This window comes from Roseomonas fluvialis, assembly GCF_022846615.1.
GTDB lineage: Bacteria > Pseudomonadota > Alphaproteobacteria > Acetobacterales > Acetobacteraceae > Neoroseomonas > Neoroseomonas fluvialis.
Map to the genome: position 1 here is coordinate 840,492 of NZ_AP025637.1, position 25,589 is coordinate 866,080.

General features: G+C 71.7%; 24 protein-coding genes. 12 read left to right on the top strand and 12 right to left on the bottom strand.

What is annotated here, in order from left to right:
* Positions 1–39 precede the first annotated feature (39 nt).
* Both MWM08_RS04135 and MWM08_RS04140 read left to right on the top strand, forming a co-directional pair.
* The gene (locus tag MWM08_RS04135) at positions 40–3,036 is read left to right on the top strand and encodes a glycosyltransferase family 4 protein (RefSeq protein ID WP_244458209.1); all 2,997 of its coding nucleotides are present in this window, start codon (positions 40–42) and stop codon (positions 3,034–3,036) included.
* A 16-nt stretch (positions 3,037–3,052) separates the two neighbouring features.
* Positions 3,053–4,132 (top strand): glycosyltransferase family 4 protein, encoded by a 1,080-nt coding sequence (locus MWM08_RS04140; RefSeq protein ID WP_244458210.1) that lies wholly within the window; start codon positions 3,053–3,055, stop codon positions 4,130–4,132.
* A 21-nt stretch (positions 4,133–4,153) separates the two neighbouring features.
* On the opposite strand, the gene MWM08_RS04145 is transcribed toward MWM08_RS04140, so the two are convergent.
* On the bottom strand, positions 4,154–5,671 hold the full coding sequence (locus tag MWM08_RS04145) for a class I SAM-dependent methyltransferase (protein ID WP_244458211.1): 1,518 nt from the start codon (positions 5,669–5,671) through the stop codon (positions 4,154–4,156).
* A gap of 178 nt (positions 5,672–5,849) precedes the next feature.
* On the opposite strand from MWM08_RS04145, the gene MWM08_RS04150 reads away from it, so the two are divergent.
* Positions 5,850–6,497 carry a class I SAM-dependent methyltransferase gene (locus tag MWM08_RS04150; protein ID WP_244458212.1) on the top strand — a complete coding sequence of 216 codons (648 nt, stop codon included), beginning with the start codon at positions 5,850–5,852 and terminating at the stop codon, positions 6,495–6,497.
* A gap of 46 nt (positions 6,498–6,543) precedes the next feature.
* A complete protein-coding gene (locus tag MWM08_RS04155; protein ID WP_244458213.1) occupies positions 6,544–7,308 on the top strand; it encodes a competence/damage-inducible protein A in 765 nt (254 codons plus the stop codon).
* A gap of 61 nt (positions 7,309–7,369) precedes the next feature.
* On the opposite strand, the gene MWM08_RS04160 is transcribed toward MWM08_RS04155, so the two are convergent.
* From MWM08_RS04160 to MWM08_RS04175, 4 genes are all read right to left on the bottom strand, one after another.
* Entirely contained in the window at positions 7,370–8,389 is a 1,020-nt protein-coding gene (locus MWM08_RS04160) for an esterase-like activity of phytase family protein (RefSeq protein WP_244458214.1), read from the bottom strand.
* Complete coding sequence (gene cobT / locus MWM08_RS04165) at positions 8,355–10,229, bottom strand: cobaltochelatase subunit CobT (RefSeq protein WP_244458215.1); 1,875 nt, start codon at positions 10,227–10,229, stop codon at positions 8,355–8,357. The genes MWM08_RS04160 and cobT overlap by 35 nt, the downstream gene beginning before the upstream one ends.
* 236 nt (positions 10,230–10,465) lie before the next feature.
* Positions 10,466–11,470, bottom strand: a complete 1,005-nt coding sequence (gene cobS, locus MWM08_RS04170; RefSeq protein ID WP_244458216.1) for a cobaltochelatase subunit CobS — start codon at positions 11,468–11,470, stop codon at positions 10,466–10,468.
* A gap of 56 nt (positions 11,471–11,526) precedes the next feature.
* Positions 11,527–12,129, bottom strand: coding sequence for a J domain-containing protein (locus MWM08_RS04175; RefSeq protein WP_244458217.1), 603 nt, complete (start codon positions 12,127–12,129; stop codon positions 11,527–11,529).
* An 84-nt stretch (positions 12,130–12,213) separates the two neighbouring features.
* On the opposite strand from MWM08_RS04175, the gene MWM08_RS04180 reads away from it, so the two are divergent.
* Positions 12,214–12,498 carry a BolA family protein gene (locus tag MWM08_RS04180; RefSeq protein ID WP_244458218.1) on the top strand — a complete coding sequence of 95 codons (285 nt, stop codon included), beginning with the start codon at positions 12,214–12,216 and terminating at the stop codon, positions 12,496–12,498.
* Positions 12,498–14,138: a tetratricopeptide repeat protein gene (locus tag MWM08_RS04185; RefSeq protein WP_244458219.1), complete on the top strand. Its 1,641-nt coding sequence runs from the start codon at positions 12,498–12,500 to the stop codon at positions 14,136–14,138. The genes MWM08_RS04180 and MWM08_RS04185 overlap by 1 nt, the downstream gene beginning before the upstream one ends.
* Before the next feature lie 70 nt (positions 14,139–14,208).
* Here the strand turns inward: MWM08_RS04185 and MWM08_RS04190 are convergent, their stop codons facing one another.
* The 4 genes from MWM08_RS04190 to MWM08_RS04205 form a co-directional block, all read right to left on the bottom strand.
* Positions 14,209–14,646, bottom strand: coding sequence for a hypothetical protein (locus MWM08_RS04190; RefSeq protein WP_244458220.1), 438 nt, complete (start codon positions 14,644–14,646; stop codon positions 14,209–14,211).
* Entirely contained in the window at positions 14,643–15,182 is a 540-nt protein-coding gene (locus tag MWM08_RS04195) for an NUDIX hydrolase (RefSeq protein ID WP_244458221.1), read from the bottom strand. Before MWM08_RS04195 ends, MWM08_RS04190 begins: the two co-directional genes overlap by 4 nt.
* A gap of 97 nt (positions 15,183–15,279) precedes the next feature.
* Positions 15,280–15,489, bottom strand: a complete 210-nt coding sequence (locus MWM08_RS04200) for a hypothetical protein (protein ID WP_244458222.1) — start codon at positions 15,487–15,489, stop codon at positions 15,280–15,282.
* A 233-nt stretch (positions 15,490–15,722) separates the two neighbouring features.
* A complete protein-coding gene (locus MWM08_RS04205; RefSeq protein WP_244458223.1) occupies positions 15,723–16,910 on the bottom strand; it encodes a phosphoglycerate kinase in 1,188 nt (395 codons plus the stop codon).
* 31 nt (positions 16,911–16,941) lie between these two features.
* Between MWM08_RS04205 and MWM08_RS04210 the strand changes: the two genes are divergently transcribed.
* The 5 genes from MWM08_RS04210 to MWM08_RS04230 all read left to right on the top strand — a co-directional run bounded on the left by MWM08_RS04210 (position 16,942) and on the right by MWM08_RS04230 (position 20,049).
* Positions 16,942–17,328 (top strand): DUF6636 domain-containing protein, encoded by a 387-nt coding sequence (locus MWM08_RS04210; protein ID WP_244458224.1) that lies wholly within the window; start codon positions 16,942–16,944, stop codon positions 17,326–17,328.
* A gap of 114 nt (positions 17,329–17,442) precedes the next feature.
* Positions 17,443–18,420, top strand: a complete 978-nt coding sequence (locus tag MWM08_RS04215; protein WP_244458225.1) for an AraC family transcriptional regulator — start codon at positions 17,443–17,445, stop codon at positions 18,418–18,420.
* A 199-nt stretch (positions 18,421–18,619) separates the two neighbouring features.
* Positions 18,620–18,964 (top strand): hypothetical protein, encoded by a 345-nt coding sequence (locus MWM08_RS04220; protein WP_244458226.1) that lies wholly within the window; start codon positions 18,620–18,622, stop codon positions 18,962–18,964.
* A 471-nt stretch (positions 18,965–19,435) separates the two neighbouring features.
* The gene (locus MWM08_RS04225; RefSeq protein WP_244458227.1) at positions 19,436–19,783 is read left to right on the top strand and encodes a hypothetical protein; all 348 of its coding nucleotides are present in this window, start codon (positions 19,436–19,438) and stop codon (positions 19,781–19,783) included.
* A 35-nt stretch (positions 19,784–19,818) separates the two neighbouring features.
* On the top strand, positions 19,819–20,049 hold the full coding sequence (locus MWM08_RS04230; RefSeq protein WP_244458228.1) for a hypothetical protein: 231 nt from the start codon (positions 19,819–19,821) through the stop codon (positions 20,047–20,049).
* 34 nt (positions 20,050–20,083) lie between these two features.
* Here MWM08_RS04230 and gap read toward each other — a convergent pair whose 3' ends face one another.
* From gap to MWM08_RS04245, 3 genes are all read right to left on the bottom strand, one after another.
* On the bottom strand, positions 20,084–21,103 hold the full coding sequence (gene gap / locus MWM08_RS04235) for a type I glyceraldehyde-3-phosphate dehydrogenase (protein WP_244458229.1): 1,020 nt from the start codon (positions 21,101–21,103) through the stop codon (positions 20,084–20,086).
* Positions 21,104–21,126: 23 nt separating this feature from the next.
* A complete protein-coding gene (tkt, locus tag MWM08_RS04240) occupies positions 21,127–23,169 on the bottom strand; it encodes a transketolase (RefSeq protein WP_279323231.1) in 2,043 nt (680 codons plus the stop codon).
* A gap of 296 nt (positions 23,170–23,465) precedes the next feature.
* A complete protein-coding gene (locus tag MWM08_RS04245; protein ID WP_244458230.1) occupies positions 23,466–24,545 on the bottom strand; it encodes a calcium:cation antiporter in 1,080 nt (359 codons plus the stop codon).
* Positions 24,546–24,825: 280 nt separating this feature from the next.
* Here MWM08_RS04245 and MWM08_RS04250 point away from each other — a divergent pair, with 280 nt between their 5' ends.
* A complete protein-coding gene (locus MWM08_RS04250; protein WP_244458231.1) occupies positions 24,826–25,587 on the top strand; it encodes a VIT1/CCC1 transporter family protein in 762 nt (253 codons plus the stop codon).
* Positions 25,588–25,589 lie beyond the last annotated feature (2 nt).

Consider the following 25,589-nt stretch of genomic DNA (forward strand, 5'->3'; position numbering starts at 1 on the left):
CGAAACCCGCCGGCCAAGTACGGTCCAAGGAGCAGCAGCATGAGCGAGCCCCAGGGCGCCACCACCTCCGAGCTCGACCGGATCATCGCTCCCGAGATCAAGGACGATGCGTTCTACCGGCTGATCCGCGATCTCGCGGCCAGCGAATCGCTGCGCCATGTCCTGGAGATCGGCTCCTCGGCCGGCGGCGGCAGCACCGAGGCCTTCGTGGCTGGCCTCGCGCAGAATCCGGGCCAGCCCAGGCTGTTCTGCATCGAGGTGTCGAAGCCGCGCTTCGAGGTGCTGCGCCAGACCTACGCCGACCGGTCCTTAGTGCAGTGCTACAACATGTCCTCGGTCGCGGTGGAGGAATTCCCGACGCCGGCCGAGGTCGAACGCTTCTACCGCGAGGAAACCTCGGGCCTGTCGAAATTCCCGCTGCCCGAGGTGCTGCGCTGGCTCGAGCAGGACATCGCCTATGTCCGCGACGCCGGCGTCGACGCGGGCGCGATCGAGCGCATCAAGGCCGAGCACGGCATCGAGCACTTCGACATGGTGCTGATCGACGGCTCGGAATTCACCGGGGAGGTCGAGCTGGCGAAGGTGATCGGCGCGCGGCTGATCCTGCTGGACGACACCAACACCTTCAAGTGCTTCGCCGCGCGCCGGACGCTGCTCGCACACCCGGACTACGAGGTGATCGCCGACGACCAGGCGCTGCGCAACGGCTTCTCCGCCTTCCGCCGCAAGACGCGCGCCGCGGACTTGCCGGTCCACTTCTTCACCATCGTGCTGAACGGTGAGCCCTTCATCCGCTACCACGAGACCATGCTGGCGAAGCTGCCCTTCCGCTGGCATTGGCATGTGGTGGAAGGGGTGGCGGCGCTGCGCCACGACACCGCATGGTCCACCGCCAGCGGCGGGCGCGTGCTCGATGCGATTCATCGCGACGGGCGCAGCAACGACGGCACCAGCGAATACCTCGACGACCTGGCCGCGCGCTTCCCCGGCCAGATCACCATCCACCGCAAGCCGCCGGGCGAGTTCTGGGACGGCAAGCGGGAGATGGTGAACGCACCGCTGCCCCACATCACCGAGGAATGCCTGCTCTGGCAGGTCGATGCCGACGAGCTCTGGACGGTCGACCAGGTGACCGCGATGCGCGACCGCTTCATCGCCGAACCGGCGCGTGGCGCAGCCTTCTATTGGTGCTGGTACTTCGTCTCGCCGGACAAGGTCATCAGCACGCGCAACAACTACGCGCAGAACCCCGCGCAGGAATGGCTGCGCACCTGGCGCTTCCGCCCCGGCGACACCTGGGCCGCGCACGAGCCCCCCATCCTGGTGCGCCCCCAGCCGGACGGGGCGAAGCCAGTCGATGTCGCGACGATGGCGCCCTTCTCGCACGACGAGACCGAGGCGCATGGCGCGGTGTTCCAGCACGTCGCCTACGTGACCGAGGCGCAGGCGCGCTTCAAGGAATCCTACTACGGCTACGCCGGCGCGGTGGCGCAGTGGCACGGGCTGCAGGGCGCGCGCGGCGCAGGCTTCCTCGCCGATCACTTCGCCTGGGTGAAGGACCGCACCATGTTCGACGACGCGGCGGTGTTCCGCGTCGAACCCATCGCGCGCCAGGACGCCGCCGGCGTATGGTCCTTCGCCCCGCCCGAGGGCGCGAAGGACCGCGGCCGCGTGCCGGCCCGCCCGCGCATCGTGGTCGATGGGGTGTACTGGCAGTACCTGTCCTCCGGCATCGGGCGCGTCTGGCACTCCATGCTCGAGGAATGGGTGCGGGACGGGCTGGCGCACCACATCATCCTGCTCGATCGCGCCGGCACCGCGCCGCGCATCGCCGGCGTACACACCCGCACCATCGCGGCGCACGACTACGGGCGCTGCGGCGCCGACAGCCTGTACCTGGAACGCATCTGCCAGGAGCTCGGCGCGGACCTGTTCGTCTCGACCTACTACTCCACGCCGACCGCGACGCCGTCCTACTTCTTCGGCTACGACATGATCCCCGAGGTCACCGGCCTCGACCTCACTGAGGAAGGCTGGCAGGAGAAGGCGCGCGCGATCCGCCATGCGGCGGGGCATGCGATGATCTCGCGCTCCTCCGCCCGCGACCTCGCGCGGTTTTTCCCGGCCGTGGCCGAGGACAGCGTCGACCTGACGTATTGCGGCCTGCCGCCCATTTTCACGCCGGCCATGGCGGACGAGATCGCGGCGGCGCGGCGCGATCTGAAACTGCCCGACCGCTACGTGCTGATGGTGGGCGACCGCTCCGGCGCCGGCGGCTACAAGAACGGCATCCTCGCCTTCCGCGCGGTGGCCGAGGCTGCGAAGCGCGGCGAGCGCCTGGGCATCGTGTGCATCGGCGGCCTAGCGGATATCGAGCCCGACTTCCGCGCCGCCGCGCCCGGCATCGAGATGCTGCGCCTCAAGACCGACGATGCAGCGCTGCGCCTGGTCTATGCCGGCGCGCATGCGCTGCTGTATCCCTCGCGCTACGAAGGCTTTGGCATGCCGGTGCTCGAGGCGATGGCCTGCGGCTGCCCGGTCGTGACCTGCCCCAATTCCTCGCTGCTCGAAGTGGGCGGAGACGCCGCGGTCTTCGTCGATGCCGACGACGTGGCGGGCATGGCCGATGCCATCCTGGCGCTGCGCGACCCGGCGGTCCGCGCCGGGCGCGTCGCCGCAGGCCTCGCGCAGGCGGCGCGCTTCACCACCAAGGCGCAGGCAGATGCCGCCATTACCGCCTTCCGCGCCACCATCGCCGACCTCGAGGCGGGCCGCCGTCCACGCCCGGGCGCGGGCTGGGCGGAATTCCGCCGCTACCAGGCCGGCATCCAGGCCTGGCTGCAGGAACGCCCCGACCTGGCCGCGACCGGCCCCGCGCGAGGTGCCGACGCCGGCCCCGCCGCGCCCGCCCGCCCTTCGGGCGAGTTGATGCGCGCGCTGGCCGAGATCGAAGCGATGAAGAACAGCCCGTTCTGGCGCCTGCGCAGCCTCGTGATCCGTGGGCTGCGCAAGGCGGGCCTGCGCCATCGCGGGTGAGGCGCCGGACCGCGCGATGCGCCTGCTGCTCTGGTACTGGGGCCGGCGCGGCGCGGGCGGGCAGCTCACGCTGGCCCTGGCGCGGGCGCTCGCGCGGCGCGACGACGTGGCGGTGGCGCTCTCGCTCTCGGCCCAGGCCGACCTCGCGCCCGAGATCGACGCGCTCGGCCTGCCGACGGACCGTGTGCGCACCTATGCCAGCGCGGCCGGCTTCGTGGCGGGCTTCCTGCGGGTACCGGGGCTGGCGCGCGGGCTGGTGCGCCAGGCGCGGGACCTCCGCGCCGATGCCGTGGTCTCGGTGATGACGCATCTCTGGACGCCGCTGGTCGCCCCCGCCCTGCCGCGCGCCGGTCTGCGCTTCGTGCCGATGGTGCACGATGCCGAACCGCATCCGGGCGATGCCGGCGCCTTCTGGGAGTGGCGGCTCGGGCGCGAACTGGACGCGGCGCAGAGCGCCATCGTGTTCTCCGACAGCGTCGCGCAGGGCGTGCACCGGCGCCGGCCGGCACTGCCGCTGCATCGCCTGACGCTGGGCGCGCTGCTGCCCGGCAGCGTGCCACCCGCCGCCGCGCACCGGGCCGGGCTGCGCTTCGTAAACCTCGGGCGCATGCGCGCGTACAAGGGCCTCGACCTGTTGCGCGACGGCTGGGCCGCCTTCGTCGCGCGCCATCCCGACGCGACCTTGCTGGTGGCCGGGGAGGGCGATCCGGAAGCCCTCGCCCCCGGCCTGTCGGCGCTGCCCGGCGTCACGGTCGACGCGCGCTGGCTGGACGAGGCCGAGATGGCATCCCTGATCGCCGCCGCCGATGCCGTGGTGCTGCCCTATCGCGAGGCGAGCCAGAGCGGCGTGGCCCCGGTGGCGCATGGCCTCGGCGTGCCGGTCGTCGCGACCCCCGTCGGCGGCCTGGCCGAACAGGTGCGCGACGGCGTCGACGGCCTGGTGGCCCGTGCCGTCACCGCGCCGGCATTGGCCGCGGCGATGGAGGCACTGGCCGCCGACCCAGCGCGCTTCGCGGCCGGCGCACGCGAAACCGGCCGGCGCTTGGCCGACTGGGATGCGATCGCCGCGCGGCTTGTCGCGGCGCTGCGCGGCTGACAGGCCGCGGGCGGCGGTGGCTCAGCCTGCCGTTACGCGACGTCGCCAGCGACCGGGCACAAGGGTGCGCAACCAGTCCGCCAGGCCGGCGCCGAAGCGCGCCCTGGCGTCGGGCAGCCGCACGTCGAAGCAGCCGGCGTTGAAGTCCGCGCGCTCTCCCTCGCGGCGCAGTTCGAGCACGAAGGGGTCGTGGGGCGGCACCGCCGAGACATCGACCTCGACCGGCGTCCAGTCCGTGCCGACCTCGGCTGCACCGGCCGGCTGGGCGTTGGCGTGGAAGGTGAAGGCGGCCGGCGTGGCGGCGCGGATCTCGAAGCGCAGCACCGGCGCGGCCGCGCGGGTGCGGAACAGGCGGGCGCGGCGATAGGCGGTGCGCGTGGTCGGCGTGCTGCGTGCCACGCGCCATCCGTTCAGCAGGTCGAATTTCGCCGGCGCACCAGGGAAGGGCGTGTCGAGGTAGGCGCGTGGCATGATCCGCGCGAGTTCCGCCACCGCGCGTTCCGGTTCGTCCAGCCAGGCGGCGAAGGTGGCGGGATCGAGGATGCCAGCCGTCTGCAGGTGCCGCGCCGCCGGCCACGGCGCGGTGAGGCGCACGCGCATCGCAAGGCTGCCACTGCGCGCCTTGAGCAGCGCAGAGTCGGCATCGAGGTCCCACGCCGTCCAGTCCGTCAGATCCGGCCCTTTGCCCAACCGTCCACCATGCAGCATCTGGGTAAAGAGTTCCGGCGCCAGCACACCGCGATGGCGTTCCAGCGTCGCGAGGAAGTCGGAGGCGCGGGGGATCTGTTCGTTGATCCCAAGCAGCACGGCCTCGTGCCGGTCGAAGATGTCGAATTCGTGCGAAGGCCCGAAGGCGTCGCTGCGGAACGGATCGCCGGTGGTGATCAGCGTGCCGCCCGGGCGCAGCACGCGCAGCGCCTCGGCGATCGAGGCCGGGATATCGCGCATGTGGTGCAGCGCGGCGTTGATGAAGACGAAATCGAAGGATGCGTCGGCGAAGGGCAGCGCGTGCGAGAACCCGCCGATCCAGCGGATCGAGGGGAAGGATTTCAGCCCTGCCTCGGTCAGGATGGGGCTGAATTCCAACGCCGTGACGCGCGCCCCGCGCAACGCGAGCCGCCAGGCGTCGAAGCCCGGCCCGGCGCCAATGTCGAGCACGTCGCGGCCGGCCAGGGCGGTGCCGTCGAGCAGCGTCTCGACCGCGACCCATTCGCTGTAGCGATGGCCGAACCACCAGGCCTGCGCCTCGGGGTTGGCGGCGCGGAACGCATCCTTGTCGGCGGCGGCCTGGTAGCCGCTGCACAGCGCATCGAGCCGCTCCACCGCCTGCGGGTCGACCGGCAGGCTCGCGCGGTTGGGCGCATTCGCTGCGATCTCGATCAGGCCGAGCGCGTCCTCGCCCTCGAAGGCGCCGAGGAAGGGCACGCCGAGCACGCGCCGGTATTCCGCCCCGCAGCCGGTGCAGCGCAGCCCATCCAGCACCGACCCGCACTGCGGGCAGGCGAGGTCACGGCGATCATCGGCAGCAAACTGAGACATCCGGACCATCCGCCCTGGAGGATTCGTCCGGGATCATAGCCTGACCGCGGTGGCTGGCGCAGCGCCCCTGGCGGGCGCGCCCGCCGCGCGCCATAACGCCGCCCCGGGCCCATGCCGGGCCGGTCAGGGGGAGTGCCGCAGCCACCATGTCCATCACGCCCCCGGCGGCTGCCGCGCCATGACGGACGGCCGCGGCTACCTGGCCGAGCTTCTGCTGCGCCGGCGCATGCCCGAGGGGCTGAAGACCCTCGGCCGCCTCGCGCGCCTCGCCTTCCAGCCGCCGCCGCCGCCCGCGCCGCCGATCCCGCAGGGGCAGCTTGAAGGCTGCGTCCTGCTCAACGACCGCGCCGAGATGCTGCGCCGCTTCCCCATGGGCGGGCGCGTGTGCGAACTCGGCACCTATCGCGGCGACTTCGCGCGCATCATCCTCGACACCGTGCAGCCGGACGAACTGCACCTGGTGGACGTGACCTTCGCGCTGTGTCGTCAGGACGTGCTGGACCATGCGGCGGTGCGCCGGCACGAGATGACGACGGTGGCCTTCCTGGCCGCGTCGGATACCGCCGATTTCGACTGGATCTATGTCGATGCCGACCATGGCTACGAGGCCGTGGTGGCCGACATCGCCGCGGCCAAGCACCGCGTGAAGCCGGGCGGCATGCTGGTGTTCAACGATTTTGCGCGCATCGTCCGGCCGGGCTTCGGCGTCTTCGGCGTGCACCAGGCGGTCTGCGAGTTCGCCGCGGCCGAGGGCTGGGCTGTCGCCTACCTGTCGATGAACGGGGAGGCGCTGTACGACATCGCGCTGCGTCGCCCGGCGGGCTGACGCGCCGCGCCGCCTGCGCCTATCCTGCGCGCCGGAGGACCTCGACATGACCAGCCCGACAGCCTGCCTGCTCATCATCGGCAACGAGGTGCTCTCGGGCCGCACGCAGGACGCCAACCTGAAGTTCCTCGCGACCCGCCTGGGCGAGATCGGCATCCCGCTGCGCGAGGTGCGCGTCATCCCCGATGTGCGTGCCACCATCGTCGGGACGGTGAACGAGGTGCGCGCCAAATACGACCACGTCTTCACCACCGGCGGCATCGGGCCGACGCATGACGACATCACGAGCGAATGCATCGCCGAGGCCTTCGGCGTGCCCTGGGAACCGCAGCCGGAAGCCTGGCGGCGGCTCGAATCCCACTACGCGCGGCAGACCCCGCCGGGAGACTTCAACGCGGCGCGCCAGCGCATGGCGACCATGCCGCGTGGCGTGGTGCTGATCGACAATGTCATCTCGCTGGCGCCCGGCTTCACCATGGGCAATGTCCACGTGATGGCCGGCGTGCCCCGCATCATGCAGGCGATGTTCGAGGCGCTGGCCCCCACGCTCAAGGGCGGCCCGCCGGTCGTCTCGGCGGCGGTGCACGCGAACGGGCTGATGGAAGGGCGCATCGCCGAGGGCCTGGCGGACATCCAGGCCCGCTACCCGGATCTCGATATCGGGTCCTACCCCTATTACAGGCCCGGCGGCGGGGGCGTGGCGGTGGTGGCGAAGGGCACGGATTCGGACGCTGTGAAGCAGGCGGCACGCGACGTGCTGGTGTTCATGCGCGCCTGCGGCGGGCAGCCCATCGAGGGCGAGCCGGACTGAACGGCGCGCCGGCGTCGTCCCGGTCGTCGGGTCGCGCCATCGCCGTCATCGCGCGGCGGGATCACCGCGTCGGTTCCCCGTGCAGTTCGAAGAGCAGCATCAGGCTGCGCTGGACCAGGCTGCCATTGTCGTCGGCCACCAGCGCGACGATCAGCCGCCCGCCATGGCGTGCCGCCGCGACGCCTTCCCAGTTCTCGGCCGGCAGCGCGCCGCCATCCAGCCGCAGGATCGGCGCGCCGGTCAGCACGCTGCCCTCCGTGGCGGACGCGAGCGCCTGCGGCGCCACGCGCACCAGCCGCGCCGCGAAGCCCGTCAGCAGGGTGAAGCGCCGTTCCAGCACCAGCGCGCCGCCATCGGGCAGGCCCGCCGCATCGACCGGCACGAAGCCGGGTTCCGGCTGCCAGGCCAACGGCATCCAGCGGCCGGGGCGGCCCAGCCAGGCCTGGCGCAGCGCCGGCGCGCCGGGCGGGGGCAATTCCTCGGTGATGGCGAGCAGGCGGCCATCGGCGAGCAGCGTCAGCGCCTCCATCCCGCCATTGACGGGCGCGCGGTCGAGACCCGGTGGTGCATCGACATAGGCGCCGGGGCCGTCGAGCCGACGATAGGCGCGGAGACGGTGCCAGCGTTCGAAGCCGACCAGCCAGGTGCCGTCGGGCAGGCGGGCGATCGATTCCGCATCGGCGGCGCGCCCCCGCGGCAAGGGACGGCCGGCGCCGTCGCGCAACGGGCCGGAGGCGATCGGTACCAGGCGATGCGCCACGCCTTCGCGCAATTCGATGCGCGCCTGCGCCCAGCGGCCACGATCGTCCACCATGGTCGCGACCAGGTCGTCGTCGAGGTGGATGCCCGACAGGTTGGCGGCGCCGAGGCGCGCGGCGTCGATCGCGAAGCCGCCGAGGCTGCGCAGCGGGCCGTCGTTTGGGAGCGGCGGCAGGACCGAGCCGGCGCCGTCGGCCGCCTGCGGAGCACGCGCGCAGGCTGTGACAAGCGCGGCGCCGGCAAGGAAGGCGCGCCGTGTCAGAGGCTGGCGACGCGACGCAGCACCATCACACCAGCACGGGCCCGCGCTCCGCCGCCGCACGCTGCCACGCCTCGGCGGCATCCTCGTCGAACAACTCGGCCAGCTTCTTCATCATCGTGCCGCCAAGTTCCTCGGCATCCACGATGGTGACGGCGCGGCGGTAATAGCGCGTGACGTCGTGGCCGATGCCGATGGCGATGAGTTCCACCTGGTTGCGGCCCTCGATCTCGTGGATGACCTTGCGCAGGTGGCGCTCCAGGTAGTTGCCCGGGTTCACGCTCAGCGTGCTGTCATCAACCGGCGCGCCGTCGCTGATCACCATCAGGATGCGCCGGTGCTCGGGCCGCGGCAGCAGCCGCTTGTAGGCCCATTCCAGCGCCTCGCCGTCGATGTTCTCCTTGAGCAGACCCTCGCGCAGCATGAGGCCGAGGTTCTTGCGCGCACGCCGCCACGGCGCGTCGGCGGCCTTGTAGACCACGTGGCGCAGGTCGTTCAGGCGGCCTGGGTTGCGCGGCTTGCCTTCCTGCACCCAGCGTTCGCGGCTCTGCCCGCCCTTCCACGCACGCGTCGTGAAGCCCAGGATCTCGACCTTCACCGAGCAGCGTTCCAGCGTGCGCGCCAGGATGTCGCAGCACATCGCCGCCACCGTGATCGGCCGCCCGCGCATCGACCCCGAATTGTCGATCAGCAGGGAGACGACGGTGTCGCGGAAATCGGTGTCGCGCTCGCGCTTGTAGGACAGCGCGTGCATCGGGTTGGTCACCACGCGCGTCAGCCGCGCGGCATCCAGCATCCCTTCCTCGAGGTCGAATTCCCAGGCGCGCTGCTGCTGCGCGAGCAGCCGGCGCTGCAACCGGTTCGCGAGCTTCGACACCACGCCCTGCAGATGGCTCAGCTGCTGGTCGAGCTGCTGGCGCAGCCGGTTCAGCTCATCCGGGTCACACAGGTCGTCGGCCGAGACCGTCTCGTCGAACTGCGTCGTGAAGGCGTGGTAGCGCGTGGTGTCATCGACCTGCGGCACCTCGCGGCGCTGCTGCGGGCCGCCGGGCTTGTCGTCGCCATCGGCGGCGGCGCCGTCCTCCTCGGTCTCCTCGCCTTCCTCGTCGGAGGCCTCGCCCTGCATCTGCTCGGGCTGGGCGCCGAGCATCTGGTCTTCCTGCTCGGACTGGGACTGCCCTTCGCCGGACTGGTCCTGCTGGGGGGTGCTCTCGCCGCCCTCCTCGCCTTCCTCGTCCTGCTGTTCGGATTCGGCCTCGACCTCGGCTTCGGCCAAGTCAAGCGCGGTCAGCAGCTTGCGCGCGGCCTTGGCGAAGGCGACCTGGTCCTCGGCGTTGGTCGCCATCTCGGCCAGCGCCTCGTCGGCCTTCTCGCCCAGCGTGTCGCGCCACAGGTCGAGCACGCGGTGCGCGATCTCGGGCGCGGGGTGGCCGGTCAGGCGTTCGCGCGCCAGCATGCCGAGCGCGGCGGGCAGCGGAAGCTGGTCCTTCCGCGTCATGCGGTCGTAGCCCTCGGCCTCGCATTCCTCGGCCAGCTTGGCGCGCAGGTTGGCGGCGACACCTTCCATGAACTTCGAGCCGACGGTCTCGACGCGCACCTGTTCCAGCGCGTCGAACACCTCGCGTGCCTCGCGCCGGCCGGGGATGCGCGCGGCGTGCAGGGATTCGTCGTGGTGGCGCAGCCGCAGCGCGGCGGCGTCGGCGGCGCCGCGCAGCTTCGCCATCTCGGCCGGGGGCAGCGCGCGCGTGGGCAGCGGCAGGCGCACGCGCTTGCCCGCCACGCCGGAAGGGCCGGGCTGGAACGCCACCTGCACCTCGGGGTCGGCGTGCGCCACGGCGCGCAGCGCGCCGGCCGTGGCACGCTTGAATTCTTCCTGGCGGGTGAGGTCTTGCTTGCCGGACATAGGTGTGGCCTCCGCTTCGCTCCGGCGGGGCCGGCCTGATTCAGACTTCGCTCCTCGGCGCCGTGCGCCTCCGGGGCTCCGTCATCAGGACGGCCCTCTGCGTTACTGCGTTCGTCTGGGTCGGCCCGATCCGGGTTTCGCTCCGGGCGCCTGCGGCGCTGCGGTGCTCCGTCATCGGGACGGCCGTCTGCGTTACTGCGTGGTGGGGGGCAGGATATCCGCCCCCCAGGTCCGGCCTAGCCCGCCTTCTTCAGCAGCCCGGTCGAGACTTCCTCGTTGAAGCAGCGCTGGTAGTACTCCGCCACCGTCGCGCGCTCCGCCTCGTCGCACTTGTTGAGGAAGGTCAGGCGGAAGGCGAAGCCGACATCGCCGAAGATGCGCGCATTCTCCGCCCAGGTGATGACGGTGCGCGGCGACATGACGGTCGAGATGTCCCCCGCGATGAAACCGGCGCGCGTCAGGTCGGCCAGGGCCACCATCGCCTCGACCTGCTTCTTCGCCTTGGCGTCGCCTTCCATGCCCATCTTCGCGAGCACGATCTCGGTTTCCATCTTGTGCGGCAGGTAGTTCAGCGTCGCCACGATCGACCAGCGGTCCATCTGGCCCTGATTGATCTGCTGGGTGCCGTGGTACAGGCCGGTCGTGTCGCCCAGGCCCACCGTGTTGGCGGTGGCGAACAGACGGAAATACGGGTTCGGGCGGATCACCTTGTTCTGGTCCAGCAGCGTCAGCTTGCCCTCGACCTCCAGCACGCGCTGGATCACGAACATCACGTCCGGGCGGCCGGCATCGTATTCGTCGAACACCAGCGCGCAGGGGTGCTGCAGCGCCCAGGGCAGGATGCCTTCGCGGAATTCCGTGACCTGCTTGCCGTCCTTCAGGACGATCGCGTCCTTGCCGATCAGGTCGATGCGCGAGATGTGGCTGTCGAGGTTCACGCGGATGCAGGGCCAGTTGAGCCGTGCCGCCACCTGCTCGATGTGGGTCGACTTCCCGGTGCCGTGGTAGCCCTGGATCATCACGCGGCGATTGAAGGCGAAGCCCGCCACGATCGCGAGCGTCGTCTCTTTGTCGAAGCGATAGGTGCTGTCGACCTCCGGCACATGCTCCGTGCGCACCGAGAAGGCCGGCACCTCGAGGTCGAGGTCGAGGCCGAAGGCCTCGCGCGCCGTCACCTTGATGTCCGGCGCGTCGATCGCCGAGGTCGGGCGGATGTCGGAGATTGGGGCGACCTTGTTCATCTGCAGTCCGGTTCCGTCACTGTCGGGGGCATACTAGGGGTGCGCGGGCGATCCGGCTACCCGGCGGGCGCGCCGGCGGGCTCGGCACCCACGCGCCCACGCGCCGGAACGCGGCGCTTGAGCAGGCTATAGGCGCGGTTGATGTCCTTCAGGCGATCCTCGGCGGCGCGGTCGCCGCCGGTGGCATCGGGATGGTAGCGCTTGGCCAGGTCCTTGTAGCGGGTTCGCAGTTCCACCTGGTCGAGCGGCCAGGTCAGTTCCATGAGCTCCAGCGCGGCGCGCAGGTCGGGCGGTGTCTCGACCACCTCGCGCGCACGCCGGCGTGTGGGCGCTTCCTCGCGCAGGATGCCCAGCGGGTCGCGCAGGATCTCGGAATCGAAGCGGCCCGCGCCGCCAAGCCGCCCGAGCGGCCAGGTCGGGCGCTGCCAGGCGGTGTCGTCGCGCAGATGCGCCTCGATCTCGTTCGGCGCCATGCCCTTGTAGTAGTCCCAGGCGGCATTGTAGGCGCGCACATGCGGCAGGCAGAACCACAGGAACTGGCGCAGCGTGCGGTCGCGCGGGGCGCGGTACAGGCCGGCCTCGGTGCAGCCGGGATGCTCGCAGGCGTGCCGCGGCATGTCCTCGGGATCCGGCTCGACCTTCCTGCCACCCTTGCGCATTCAGCCGTTATGGTAGGGGTGCGCCCGTCCCGCAAGGCACGAGACGGCCCTTGGCAGCGTGGGCCGAAGGCGGGAAAAGCGCGCATGAATGACAGCCGCGCCCAGCGCATCCGGTCCATCCTCGAAGCTGCCTTCGCCTCCGCCCAGGTCACGGTGCAGGACGACAGCGCCAGCCATGCCGGCCATGCCGGCGCACGGCCGGGCGGGCAGACGCACTACAGCGTCACGATCGTGAGCGCGGCCTTCGCCGGGCAGTCCCGCGTGGCGCGATCGCGCACCGTGCACGACCTGCTCGCCGCCGAATTCGACACCGGCCTGCACGCCCTCGCGCTGCGGCTCCTCACGCCCGAGGAAGCGGCGCGCCGCTGATGCCGCGCCCCCGCCGCCGGATCATCTACAGCGACCGCGAGATCCTGGTGGTGCATCAGCCGGGCGAGTCCGAGCACAGCCTCGTGACCTTCTCGGATCTCACCACCCGTCCGAAGCGCGCGGCCTTCTGGGGGGATGACGCCGCGGCGAAGCTCGGCCTCGATGCGATCGGCTTCGTCGCGCGGCGGGAGAACTGGTTCCCGCGCGCCTCGGTCGATGCCGCGGCCACCGCGGTGCGCGCCGCGCTGAAGCCCCGCGCGGTCGCATATGGCTACAGCATGGGCGGGTATGGCGTGCTGAAGCATGCCGGGCGGCTTGGCATCGGCAGCGCCATCGCGGTCGCGCCGCAGGTCAGCATCGCCCCGGCCGAGGTGCCCTGGGACGAGCGGTTCCATCGCTTCCACCGCCCCCCGGCGCATCGCGGCATGCGGATCGAGGCCGGCGACCTCGCGCCCTTCACGGCGGTGATCGCCGACCCCTACGACGCGGCCGACTGGCGCCATGCGCGCCTCGCGGCGCAGGCGGGGCCGGTGCACCTGCTGCGCGCGCCACTGTCCGGCCATGGGGCGATCTGGCTGCTGGCCGGGACCGAGGTGCTGGCGCCCATCCTGGCCGCGGCGCTGGCCGGCGACGCGGCGGCGATGCGCCGCCTGCTGCGCGAACGGCGCGCGCGCTCCACGCACTGGTTCCGCCTGATGGGCCGGGCCGCCTTCGGCCGCGGCCATGCCAGCCTGGCCGAGGCCCTCTGGGCGCGTGCCGCCGAACTGGGCGTGCCGCCTGCGGTGCTGCGCCACGAACGCGCCGAGGCCGTCGCCGACCGCGCGCTGCGCCTGATGACACTCGGCCGGCGGGAGGAAGCGGCGCAGGCCTGCCGCAGCCTCGCCGCGATGGAACCGCCTTCGGCCCAGCGGCTGGGGCGCGCGGCCCATCTGATGCTCGCGACCGGCGCCGCCCCTGAGGCCGAGGCGACCTTCCATCAGGCTCTGGCCCTGCGGCCGGAGGCCGCCGACCTGCATCTGGGCCTGAGCCTGGCGCTGGCGTCGCAGGGCCGCGCGGCGGATGCGCTGGCCGCGGCCGCCGCCGGCCACACCGCGCTGCCGCAGGATACCGACCTCGGTGCGCATTATGGCCACCTGCTGAACGCCGCCGGCCCCGCCCGTCAGGCGGACGCCGAGGCGGTGTTCCGGGCCGTGCTGGCGCGCGACCCGCGCATGGGTCAGGCGCTGTTCGGCCTGGCCAGCGTGCTCGCGGCGCGTGCGGACCACGTGCCGGCGCTGCTGTTCGCGACACGCGCGGCCCAGCGCCTGCCCGGGCGGGGCGATGTGCGGCTGCTGCAGGCGCGGCTGTGCCTCGCGACCGGCGACGCCGCCCGGGCCGAGCGCCGGTTTCGCCGCATCCTGCGCGATATGCCGGGTTCGGCCGAGGCGCAGGTCGGGCTGGCGGATGCCCTGGTGGCGCTGGACCGCCGCGGGGAGGCGCTGGCACTGCTGCGCCGGGCCGCCACCGACCGGCCCGGGGATGGCGCGCTGGGCGACGCCCTGCGCCGGCTGGCCGCGCCGGCGCGCGCGCGGACCGGGATCATGGGACGGCTGCGCCGGCTGCTGACGCGCGGACGTACGCTGACGGCCCCGCGGGGCTGACGCGGCGCGCCGGACGACCGGCGGCGCCGACCCTGGTCCGCAGCACGCGCCAGCACGCGGGCCGTTCGCTTCAATAGGCGAAGGGCAGGCGAAGCCTCGCACCCGGCGCGGGCTGGCGGAGCAGCCGGTCCTCACGGGCCTGCAGGTTATTGCGGTCCACCGCAGTGCCGTAGCGCGGTTCGTTCGGGTCGATCAGGGTCGGGTCGAGCCGGGCGGTCGGCCCAGGTGCCTCGCGTGCGCGCGGCGGTTCCATGTCCCTGTTTGGCACCGGTGCGGGGTCGCCGCGCGGATGCGCGGCCTGCGCCGGCGCGGGGGCCGGGGTAGCGCGGCGCTGTGGCTGCGCGCGGCGCGGAGCCGGGCGCTGCGCGGCGCGGGTCGTGGGTGCGGTGGCCGCCTGCGCCGTTGTGCGGGCGGACGGCGCCTGTCCCGGCGCGGGGCTCGTCTGCGCCACGGCCGGCACGGCCAACGCCGCCAGCACAGCGACCAGCAGGGCGCGCCGGGGGGTCATGCCGCGCTCCCGGCCGGCAACGGGCGCATGCCGCGCGCATCCTCGGGCGGGTTGGTCGCGACCGCGCCGGGCGGACCATCCCGCCAGGCGTGCAGCGCCCAGCGCACCGAGGGGAAGGCGAGGTCGTCCCACGGGATCTCGTCCCAGGCGAAGCGGCGCACCTCGAGGCTTTCCGGCCCGGCCTCGAAGCCCGGTTCGGCCATGCGGGCGCGGAAGATGACCTGCACCTGGCCCAGCCGCGCGATGGAATAGACCGCGAGCACGCCCTCCAGAGCGATGCGCGCGCGCGCTTCCTCCCAGGCTTCGCGGCGCGCGCCTTCCTCGGTGGTCTCGTTCATTTCCATGTAGCCGGCGGGGATGGTCCAGAAGCCGCGACGCGGTTCGATGGCGCGGCGGCATAGCAGGACCGTGTCGCCCTCGGCCACGATGGAGCCAACGACGACCTTTGGGTTTTCATAAGCGACATGCCCGCAATCGGGGCACATCAGCCTTTCGCGGTCATCGCCCTCGGGGATCCGCCGGATGAAGCGGGACATGACGGAATCATGGGGCAGCCCACCCCACCGCCGCAAGCGCTGGTTGCGCCGCCGCGTTCAAAAACTGTCGACAGGCCGCGTGCAGCGCGACCCGAGGCTAAACCCGCAGGTCGAGAAGCGACCCGCGCGGCAGCATCTGCAGCGCCGGCAGACTGCCTGAGGGCGGCACCGTCTCGAGCGTGCGCTGCTGGGCGGGGGAAGCGGCGCGCGCGGCGTCCGTCGGGCGTTCGGTACCGCGGACCGGCTGGATGCCGGCGCTGCGGGTGACCTCCTGCGTGAAGGCGGCCAGGGAATTCAGGCTGATCATGCGCAGCATTGTCCAGCCAAGACGTGAAGAATGGCTGAACGGCGGCCGACGCACGACAGGGCGCAAGGGGGAGATACGCATATCCGGACCCTGCGCCCAGGTGCCGTTAACCTTCCAGCAACCAGTGGCTGCAATTTGGGCCGACGGCCGCGGCTGGGGCCTCCTCCGCTCGCCCTGGCTCGCGGCAACGCCTCTGCACCCGCTCGGATGAGTCCATCCGACCGGGATCCGCGCTAGCCCAGCGCGGCCACCCCCGGCAGCGTCTTGCCCTCCAGCCATTCCAGGAAGGCGCCCCCGGCGGTCGAGACATACGTCATGCGCTCCGCCACGCCCGCATGGCGCAGCGCCGCCACCGTATCCCCGCCGCCGCCAATCGACTTCAGCGCACCGGATTGCGTCAGAGCGGCCACCACCTGCGCCGTCGCCACCGTCGCGGCGTCGAAGGGCGGCGTTTCGAAGGCGCCCAGCGGGCCGTTCCACACCAGGGTCGAGGCACCGCGCAGCCGCGCCTCGATCGCCTGCTCGGTCTCGGGGCCGACATCGAGGGCCATGCTGCCCTCGGGCACCGCGCCCGCGCGCACGGTGCGGGTGGGCGCGTTCGGCTTGAACTCCTCGGCCACCACCAGGTCGGTCGGCAGCAGGATCTCGCAATTGGCGGCGCGCGCGGTGTCCAGGATGGCACGCGCGGTGTCGTGCATCTCGGCCTCCTGCAGGGACTTCCCCATGCCGTGGCCCTGCGCCGCCAGGAAGGTGTTGGCCATCGCGCCGCCGATCACCAGCACGTCCACGCGCTTGGACAGGTTGCCCAGCAGGTCGAGCTTGGTCGACACCTTCGACCCACCGACGATCGCCACCACCGGGCGCGCCGGGTTGCCCAGCGCGGCATCGAGCGCCTTGAGCTCGGCTTCCATCAGCCGCCCGGCATAGGACGGCAGCAGGTGGGCCACGCCCTCGGTGCTCGCGTGGGCGCGATGGGCAGCGGAAAACGCGTCGTTCACATAGGCGTCAGCCAGCTTCGCCAGCGCCGCGGCCATGGCGGGGTCGTTCGTCTCCTCGCCGGCGTGGAAGCGGGTGTTCTCCAGCAGCAGGATCTCGCCATCGGCCAGCGCCGCGACCGCCGCCTCGGCCACCGGCCCGATGCAATCGTCGGCGAAGGCCACGGGGCGCTTCAGCGCGGCCGACAGCGCCTCGGCCAGCGGCTTGAGCGACATCTCGGGCACGCGCTTTCCCTTGGGGCGGTCGAAATGGCTGCAGATGACGACGCGCGCGCCGGCATTGGCGAGCTCCGCGATGGTCGGGCACAGGCGTTCGATGCGCGTACGATCGGTGATGGCGCCGTCGCGCACCGGGACGTTAAGGTCGGCGCGCAGCAGGACCCGCTTTCCCTGGGCGTCCAGCGCATCGATGGTTCGGTAGGTCATCGCGTCGAAAATCCTGGCGAGGAGAGGTGGGATGGTCCGGTGGATCGCGGTCTTCGTCCTTCTGCCGGTCCTAGCATCGGCACAGGAGGCCTTCCAGTTGCCCTCGGGCAACATCCATTGCGCCGTGCATGACGGCAGCCTGCGCTGCGACGTGCTGAACTTCACCTACCAACGCCCGCCGCGGCCACGCAGTTGCGACCTGGACTTTGGCGGCGCGGTCGAGATGCGCGCGCAGGGCGCGGCCGCGCTGATCTGCCACGGGGACACGGTGGCAAACCCGATGGCGCCGGTGCTGGGCTATGGCCAGGCCTGGCAGGGCAGGGGCATGACCTGCACGGCGACGCCCCAGGCGCTGCGCTGCGTCAATGCGGATGGGCGCGGGTTTGAGATGGCGCGGTCGCGGTTGTTGCTGTTCTGAACGCCGCGGGCCGCCTCGGCCGCAAACCTGGACGGCTCTTGAAACTCCGGCAATGATTCTTCAACCTCAGCCCGGCCGGCGGCCCCGTGTCATCGGTGGATAGAAGGAGGTGCCTTGCCTCTCCTTGGCCGCCATGTCGTGCTCGACACCCGTTCGGTCTCGGTCGCGCGCGACGCCAACCGGCTGTTTCGCGGCCCGCTGCACCTCAGCCCGCTCGGCGACCCTGCCGCGTTTCGCCTGGTTGTCGCGACCGCCGCTATCGACACCATCAGGCTGAGCGCTGTCACGAGCACCGGCCATGCCATCGGCCTCGTTGAGGACGATGCCATCACGCTGCTGGCACCCTATCGGGGCATCATCGCGACGGACACCACGGCTGGCCGACTGGAAGCCCGTGCCGGCGACCTGGTTGCGCCGCGACGCGGGCCGAGGCGGACCCTCGTCGGCGAGGATTATGTCGGCCTGGTGGTCCAGGTCTCGACTGGCTCGCTGCGGCTGAGCGCCAGCCACAACCCCGAGGACGGCGCCGTCCTGGCCCGTGCGATCGATGGCGGCTTCGACCGGCGCAGCGCGGGCAGCGCGACCGCCGTGCTGGCACGCTATCTGCGCTACCTCGCCGCCGAGGTCGACCACGATACGACGGTGCTGCGCGCGCCGCGGGGTGCGCAGGCCGCGGCGAACATGGTGACCGCGCTGGTGCTGGACTGCTTTGCGGCAGTGGCGGCCACGACGGCGCCGCAGCGTGCGGCCGCCGCCGGCCGCCGGCATGTGGAACGCGCCGAAGCGGCGATCCGTGCCCGCGTCGGGGAAGACCTGTCGGTGCCCGCGCTGGCGGCCGAACTCGGTGTCGGTACGCGTGCCTTGCAGCTCGCCTTCCGGGCCCATCGCGGGGTGACGCCGCGGGAGGCCATCGCGACGGCCCGACTGGATGCAGCGCATGCGCTGCTGAGTGCGGCGTCGCCGGCGGCGTCGGTTACGGGAATCGCCCTGGACTGCGGCGTCACGCATCTCGGTCGCTTCGCCGCGCACTATCGGGATCGCTTCGGGGAAGCACCGTCCGAGACATTGGCGCGGACCCGTCGCTCCGACTGAACGGCGTGGCGTCCGCCACCGCATGCCTGCGCGCGGGCGGCCAAGTGGCCGTTCCTTCCGGTGACGTTTCGGTGATCGCGCCGGCCACGAAAATCGGCGGACGGGCTTCGCCGGGTGGATGGCGGTTTCGCCCGGTGGATGGCGGCGACCAGCGGCGCCACGCAGCATGATCAGGTTAATGAACAATTAAAGGCTCGCCATGCTCACGCACCGCAACGTCACCCTCGCCTCCGTGCTCGCTCTCCTGCTTGGCCTTGCGGCCTGTGGCCAGCCGGCGACCCCGCATGGAGCGTCCGCGCCGCCGGCCGCTCAAGCTGCACCGGCGCCGCAGCCGGCCGCCGCGCCGTCCGTGGCAGACCTGCGGGGCGCGCGTGCCTCCTCCGGCGAAAGCGAGATGCAGACGCGCGGCTTCACGGTCGCGCGCCAGCGGGGGCTGACTGCCTACTGGCTCCATGCGCCGTCCGGCAGCTGCGTGCGCACGGTGACCTCGGGCGGCCGCTACACGACGGTCGACAGTGTCCCCGCGTCGAATTGCGGGCGCTGAGGGCACCGTCGATGGCGCCGCCGCCACGACGCCGCATGCCGCCCGTGTCTTCGACGCCGGCAGCATCGGCGCGCCGCGCCGTTCCATGACGGGCGCGGCGATGGCGCGCGCCTGAATGGGCGCGTTCCGCGTCCTGGTCTGGGTCATCGTCGGCGCCGCCGTCGGCCGGCTCGCCACCATGCTGGTGCGTCGCGGGCCACTCGGGATGGTCGGCAGCATGGTGGTCGGCGCCCTCGGCGCGGTCGCTGCAGGGGGGGCTGCTGCCGGCGCTGGGCGTGAGCCTCGCGGCGGGCCTGCCTGGTGCCGCGCTGGCGGCGGCGCTGGGCGCGGTGCTGGTGCTGGCGACTATCCGGCTGGCAGCATCATGACCCACCCGGCGCCGAGGCCCGCCCTCCGAACCGCGCCGCCCGGCACCGCGGCGGGGCAGCAGGATGCCCGCCACGTCCGGTTCATCCGATGCGGAGAGTCGCCATGACGATCACCAGCATCCTGCTCATCCTGGATGAGCCGATCGACGTCACCGCGTCCGAGACGGCGACACTCGAGATCACCGACTGGCACGTCGAACGGCCCGATCACGGCGTGCTGGTGGCCGAGGGCATGCCGGCGGAATGCTGTTTCGACGACGGGAACCGCAACCTGTTCGACCATGGCGGCGCCGTGGCGCTGTTCAAGCCGCCGGCACTGGCCCGCAACACCCGTCGGTCTGAAACGCTGGCGTGCCATCATGTGCTGCTCGGGCCGATGCTCGACGCCCTTCGGTCGCGTCACGCACGGCGCCGCGGCAATGGCATCAGCCGTCGCGCGCGCGCCGGCTGACGAATGCCCACGCCGGCGCAGTGAACCTTCGCGCGGTGATCACGGACCTGATCACGACTGTCAGTGAGACGACGGCGTCGCTAACCGCCGGCGAGATGTGTCGTGGTGCGTCGATCGTGATCGGCTTCGTCGTGGCCCTGGCCGCCATGCGCTGGTGGTTGCAGTGGGCACGGTGGTGGCGGGGCGACGACCTGGATGACGTCGCGCAATGGACGCGCCGCGATCGGCGGCCACCCTGGGCAGGGCGCGCCGATCGCGACCAGTGACCTGCGGCCGCCGGGGGGCGGCCGCAAGCCCCTCTCAGAGCTTGCCGAACAGCGCGACCGTGTCGCTCATGCGGTTCGAAAAGCCCCACTCGTTGTCGTACCACGACAGCACGCGCACCAGCCCGCCATCGACCACCTGGGTCTGCGTCGCGTCGAAGGTGGACGACATCGGGTTGTGGTTGAAGTCGATGCTGACCAGCGGCTCGGTATTGTAGCCGAGGATGCCCTTGAGTGGCCCGGACTCCGACGCTGCCTTCATCGCCGCATTCACCGCTTCCTTCGTGACACCTTCCTTGGCGGGCACGAAGTCGAGGCTGACCAGCGAGACATTCGGCGTCGGGATGCGGATGGCGGTGCCGTCCAGCTTGCCCTTGAGTTCCGGCATCACGAGACCCACCGCCTTCGCGGCACCCGTGCTGGTCGGGATCGCGCTGACCGCCGCCGCACGCGCGCGGTGCAGGTCCTTGTGCAGCGTATCGACCGTGTTCTGGTCGCCGGTATAGGCGTGGATGGTCACCATGTAGCCGCGCACAATGCCGAAATTGTCGTGCAGCACCTTCGCGATGGGTGCGAGGCAGTTGGTGGTGCAGGACGCGTTGGAGATGACCGTCATCTCCTTGGTCAGCGTCTTCTCGTTCACGCCATAGACGATGGTCGCGTCCGCATTGTCGCCGGGTGCGGAGATGACGACCTTGCGCGCGCCGGCCGTCAGCAGCGCCGAGGCCTTCTCCTTGCTGGTGAAGATGCCGGTGCATTCCATCGCGACGTCGATGCCGGCCAGCGGCAGCTTGGACGGATCGCGCTCCGCGGTGATCTTGATCGGGCCCCAGGTCTTGCCCGCGTTCTTGATCGTGATGGTGTCGCCCTCGACGATCACCTCGCCCGGGAAACGCCCATGCACGCTGTCGTAGCGGAACAGGTGGGCATTCGCTTCGACCGAACCGAGGTCGTTGATGGTGACGAATTCGAGGTCCTGCCGGCCGGCCTCGCAGGCGGCGCGCAGCACCAGGCGACCGATGCGCCCGAACCCGTTGATGGAAACCTTCACCGCCATGGTGTTGTCCTTCCCGTCCTGAACTACGCGACGCGCTTCTTCACCGCCGCCGTGACCGCATCCGTCGTGATGCCGAAATGCCGGTACAGGTCCTCGGCCGGCGCCGAGGCACCGAAGCCGCCCATGCCGATGAAGATGCCATCCGCGCCGAGCCAGCGTTCCCAGCCGAAGCCGATCGCGGCCTCGATGCCGACGCGCAGCGCGGAACCGAGCACCTGGTCGCGGTACGACGCATCCTGTGCCGCGAAGATTTCCCAGCAGGGCAGGGAGACCACGGCGGTCGGGATCCCGTCGGCTTCCAGCGCGGCGCGCGCCTCCATCGCGAGGGACAGTTCCGACCCGGTCGCGATCAGCGTCGCCTTGCGCGGTCCGGACGCCTCGGCCAGGACGTAGCCGCCGCGCGCGCAGCGGTTCTCGCCCGTGTCGGTGCGCAGCGCGGGCAGGTTCTGCCGCGACAGCGCCAGCAGCGACGGGCCATCGGCGCGCTTCACCGCCAGTTCCCAGCACTCCGCCGTCTCCATGGCATCCGCGGGGCGGAACACGAAGACGTTCGGCATGGCACGGAACGATGCCAGGTGCTCGACCGGCTGGTGGGTCGGGCCGTCCTCGCCCAGGCCGATGCTGTCATGCGTCAGCACGTGGATGACGCGGGTGTGCATCAGCGCGGCCAGGCGCACGGCCGGGCGCAGGTAGTCGGAGAACACCAGGAAGGTGCCGGAATACGGGATGATGCCGCCATGCAGCGCCATGCCGTTCATGGCCGCCGCCATGCCGTGTTCGCGCACGCCCCAATGGACGAAGCGGCCGGCGAAATTGCCCGGCGCGATGGCCGGGATGCCCTTCACGTTGGTGTTGTTCGACCCCGTCAGGTCGGCCGAACCGCCGACCATTTCCGGCACGCTCGGCACCAGCGCTTCCAGCGCGCGCTGCGACGACACGCGCGTGGCGAGCTTGGGCTTTTCCTCTGCGTGCTTGGCGCGCAGCGCAGCCAGCGCCTCGTGCCAGGATTCCGGCAGGCGGCCGGCAATGGCACGGTCGAATTCGCCCTGCTGCGGGTGCTTGGCCAGGCGCTTCAACCAGGACCGGCGCGTGCCCGCGCTGCGGCGCCCGGCGGCCTCCCAGCCGGCCTTGATGTCGTCCGGCACCGTGAAGGGCGCGGCGGTCCAGCCCAGGGCTTCCTTCGCCGCGGCGGCCTCGGCCGCACCCAATGGCGACCCGTGCGACCCGGCCGTGCCCGCCTTGGTCGGCGCGCCGAGCCCGATGATGGTGCGGCAGGCGATCAGCACCGGCTTGCGGCTGCGTGTCGCCCAGGCCATCGCCGCGGCCAGCGCGTCGGGGTCGTGCCCGTCCACGCGGCGCGTCGCCCAGCCATAGGCCTGGAAGCGCTTCAGCGTGTCGTCGGTGAAGGACAGCGCGGTGTCGCCGTCGATCGAGATGTGGTTGTCGTCCCACAGCACGCACAGCTTCGACAGGCCGTAATGGCCCGCCAGCGACGCCGCCTCGTGGCTGACGCCTTCCTGCAGGTCGCCATCCGACGCGATGACCCAGGTGCGGTGGTCGACCAGCGACACGCCGAAGCGCGCCGCCATCATCCGTTCCGCCAGCGCCATGCCGACCGCGGTGGCGATGCCCTGGCCGAGCGGACCGGTGGTAGTCTCGATGCCCGGGTGCTCGCCGTATTCGGGGTGGCCCGCGGCGGGGGAATGCAGCTGGCGGAAGCGCTTCAGTTCGTCCGTGCCCATGCCGGCATGGCCGGTCAGGTGCAGCAGGGCGTACAGCAGCATGGACCCGTGGCCGGCGGACAGCACGAAGCGGTCGCGGTCGGCCCAGCGCGGGTCGGCGGCGTCATATTTCAGGAACTTCGTGAACAGCACGGTCGCGACATCGGCCATGCCCATGGGCATGCCGGGATGGCCAGACTTCGCCGCTTCGACCGCGTCGATCGCCAGCGCGCGGATGGCGTCGGCCATGCGCCGCGCCTCGCTCGCCGGCCGGGCGAGGATCGCCGCCTGGGCGGCCAGGGCCGGGTTGGCGGAAGCGTCGGGCGTCGGGGCAATGCTGGCCAAAGGGGCACCTGGGGCTGCGTCGGGGGGCGGCGCCGCTATAGAGGCGGGGGGCGCCGTGAGCAACCGGGCGGGGCGGGTGGCGCCCATGCGCCAGGCGGTCGTACGGTGCGCGGCCGCCAACAAGAACGGATCTCGCAGCAATCCGGGAGCGCGACTGCGCGACCGCGCGCAGACCACCAGCGGTCCCCGGCGCACCAGTCCACGGCGCGAAGGCAAGCCGGCCGGACGGCCGGCGCCCGCCGTCCGAGGGATCAAGAATGACTCTTGAACCCGTGCGCCCCGCAGAGCGCCCGGGTTCAAGGTGCGAATACCGAGAAGATGTAGGTCGCGAGCAGCACCAGGTGCACGATGCCCGACAGTAGGTTGGTCCGCCCGGTGCCATAGGTGATGATCGCCACCGTGAACCCGAGCGCCATCAGCACGCTGGCCCCGGGCGATATGCCGAGTTCGAGAGGCTGGCCGATCCACCAGGCCACCACCGCGACCGAGGGCACGGTCAGCCCGATGCAGGCCACCGCGCTGCCCAGCGAGAGGTTGATGCTGGATTGAAGCCGGTTGGCCGCCGCTGCGCGCACCGCCGCCGTGGTCTCCGGCAGCAGCACGATCGCCGCGATCATCACGCCCACGATCGCCAGCGGCGCGCCAACCGCCTGAACCCCCGCCTGCAGCGCCGGCGCGAGCGCCTTCGCGAGCACCACGACCGCGAACAAGGCCACGGACATCAGCCCGAATGATGCCAGCGCCATCCGCCCGCTCGGCCGAGCGTGCCCGGCATCCGCCATGGCGCCGACCGGCATGAAGTAATCCCGGTGCCAATTGGTCTGGATGAACAGGAAGGCGATATAGAGCGCGATGCAGGCCAGCGAGACGAACACGATCTGCACCGGCGAATAGAACGGCCCCGGCGCCGAGACCACGTGGTTCGGCACCACCAGCACCAGCACCGCCATCGGGATCAGCACCGCCAGGAAGGCGCTGGCCCCCTCGACGCGGAACTCGGTGGTGCGGTGGCGGATGGCGCCCACCACGATGCACAGCCCCGCCAGGCCGTGCAGCACCAGCATCACCACCGCATGGACGGAATCGCGCATCAGCGCCGGGTTGGGTTCGCCGGTCAGCATGATGGAGATGATCAGCCCGACCTCGATCACCGTGACCGCCAGCGCCAGCACAAGCGTGCCGAAGGGCTCGCCCACCCGCAGCGCGATCACCTCGGCATGGTGGACGGCGGCCATGACATTGCCGAGCAGCACCGCAGCCAGCAGCAGTGCGACCAGACCCGCGCCGGCCTTGCCCAGCAGCAGCCAGGCCGCCACGCCCAGCACCGGCAACAGGATGGTATGGGGTGGGATGCGGTCGGTCGGCGCGCCTGACATGAACTTTACGTAATGTGAGCGCGTGGCCGCGGCAACCGCGACCGCGGCGTCAGCCGCCGCGCCGGCGCTTGCCCGGCGGTGCCTCGCGCATCAGCCCGTGCCGCTGCATCCAGCCCTTGATGTGCCGCACGCCTCGGCCGAACCATCGCCTCGGGCGCGCCGAAGACCATGCAGGGCACGACCATCGCGATCCGCAGCATCGCCGTTTCCGCCTGCCGCCGTCGGGTCGTGAGGAGTTGCGAACAAGTCGCGGCCGCCGCGTTGCGATAGCCTTGTGCGCATGGACACCCCGCCGCAAACCCCCGCCGCAGACCTGGTCAACCGCGACGGCCTCTGGCCGATGCCGCCGGGCCCGCCGCACGAGGAAAAGCACTTCACCCAGAACGAGGTGGTGCGCGACCTCGTGATCGGCACCGCCGACGGCCTGACGGTGCCCTTCGCGCTGGCGGCCGGGCTGTCGGGCGCGATCGCCGCCAACCCGCTGATCGTCACCGCGGGCCTGGCCGAGATCGCCGCGGGGTGCATCGCCATGGGCCTGGGCGGCTACCTGGCCGCGCGCAGCGAGGCCGACCACTACGCCGCCGAGCGCCGGCGCGAGGAGGAGGAGACGGTCGAATACGCCGACCGCGAGCGGTGGGAGGTCGCCGCCATCCTGCACCGCTACGGCGTGCGCGGCGACGCGCTGCGCATGGCGGTCGATTCGATCTGCGCCGACAAGCGCCGCTGGGTCGACTTCATGATGCGCTTCGAACTCGACCTGAAGGAACCCGAGCCCCAGCGCGCCGCGAAATCCGCCATCGCGATCGGCGGCGCCTATGTGGTGGGCGGCATGATTCCACTGTCGCCCTACATGATGTTCGCGACCACGCCACCGGCCTTGGCGCTGTCATCCGCGCTGACCGCCTGCGCGCTGTTCGGATTCGGCTGGCTGAAGGCCCGCGCGACAGGACTGCCGCCCGCGCGCGGGGCCTTGCAGACGCTGGCGATCGGCGGTGCGGCCGCGGCGGTGGCCTTCATCGTGGCGCGTGCGGTGGGCGGCTGACG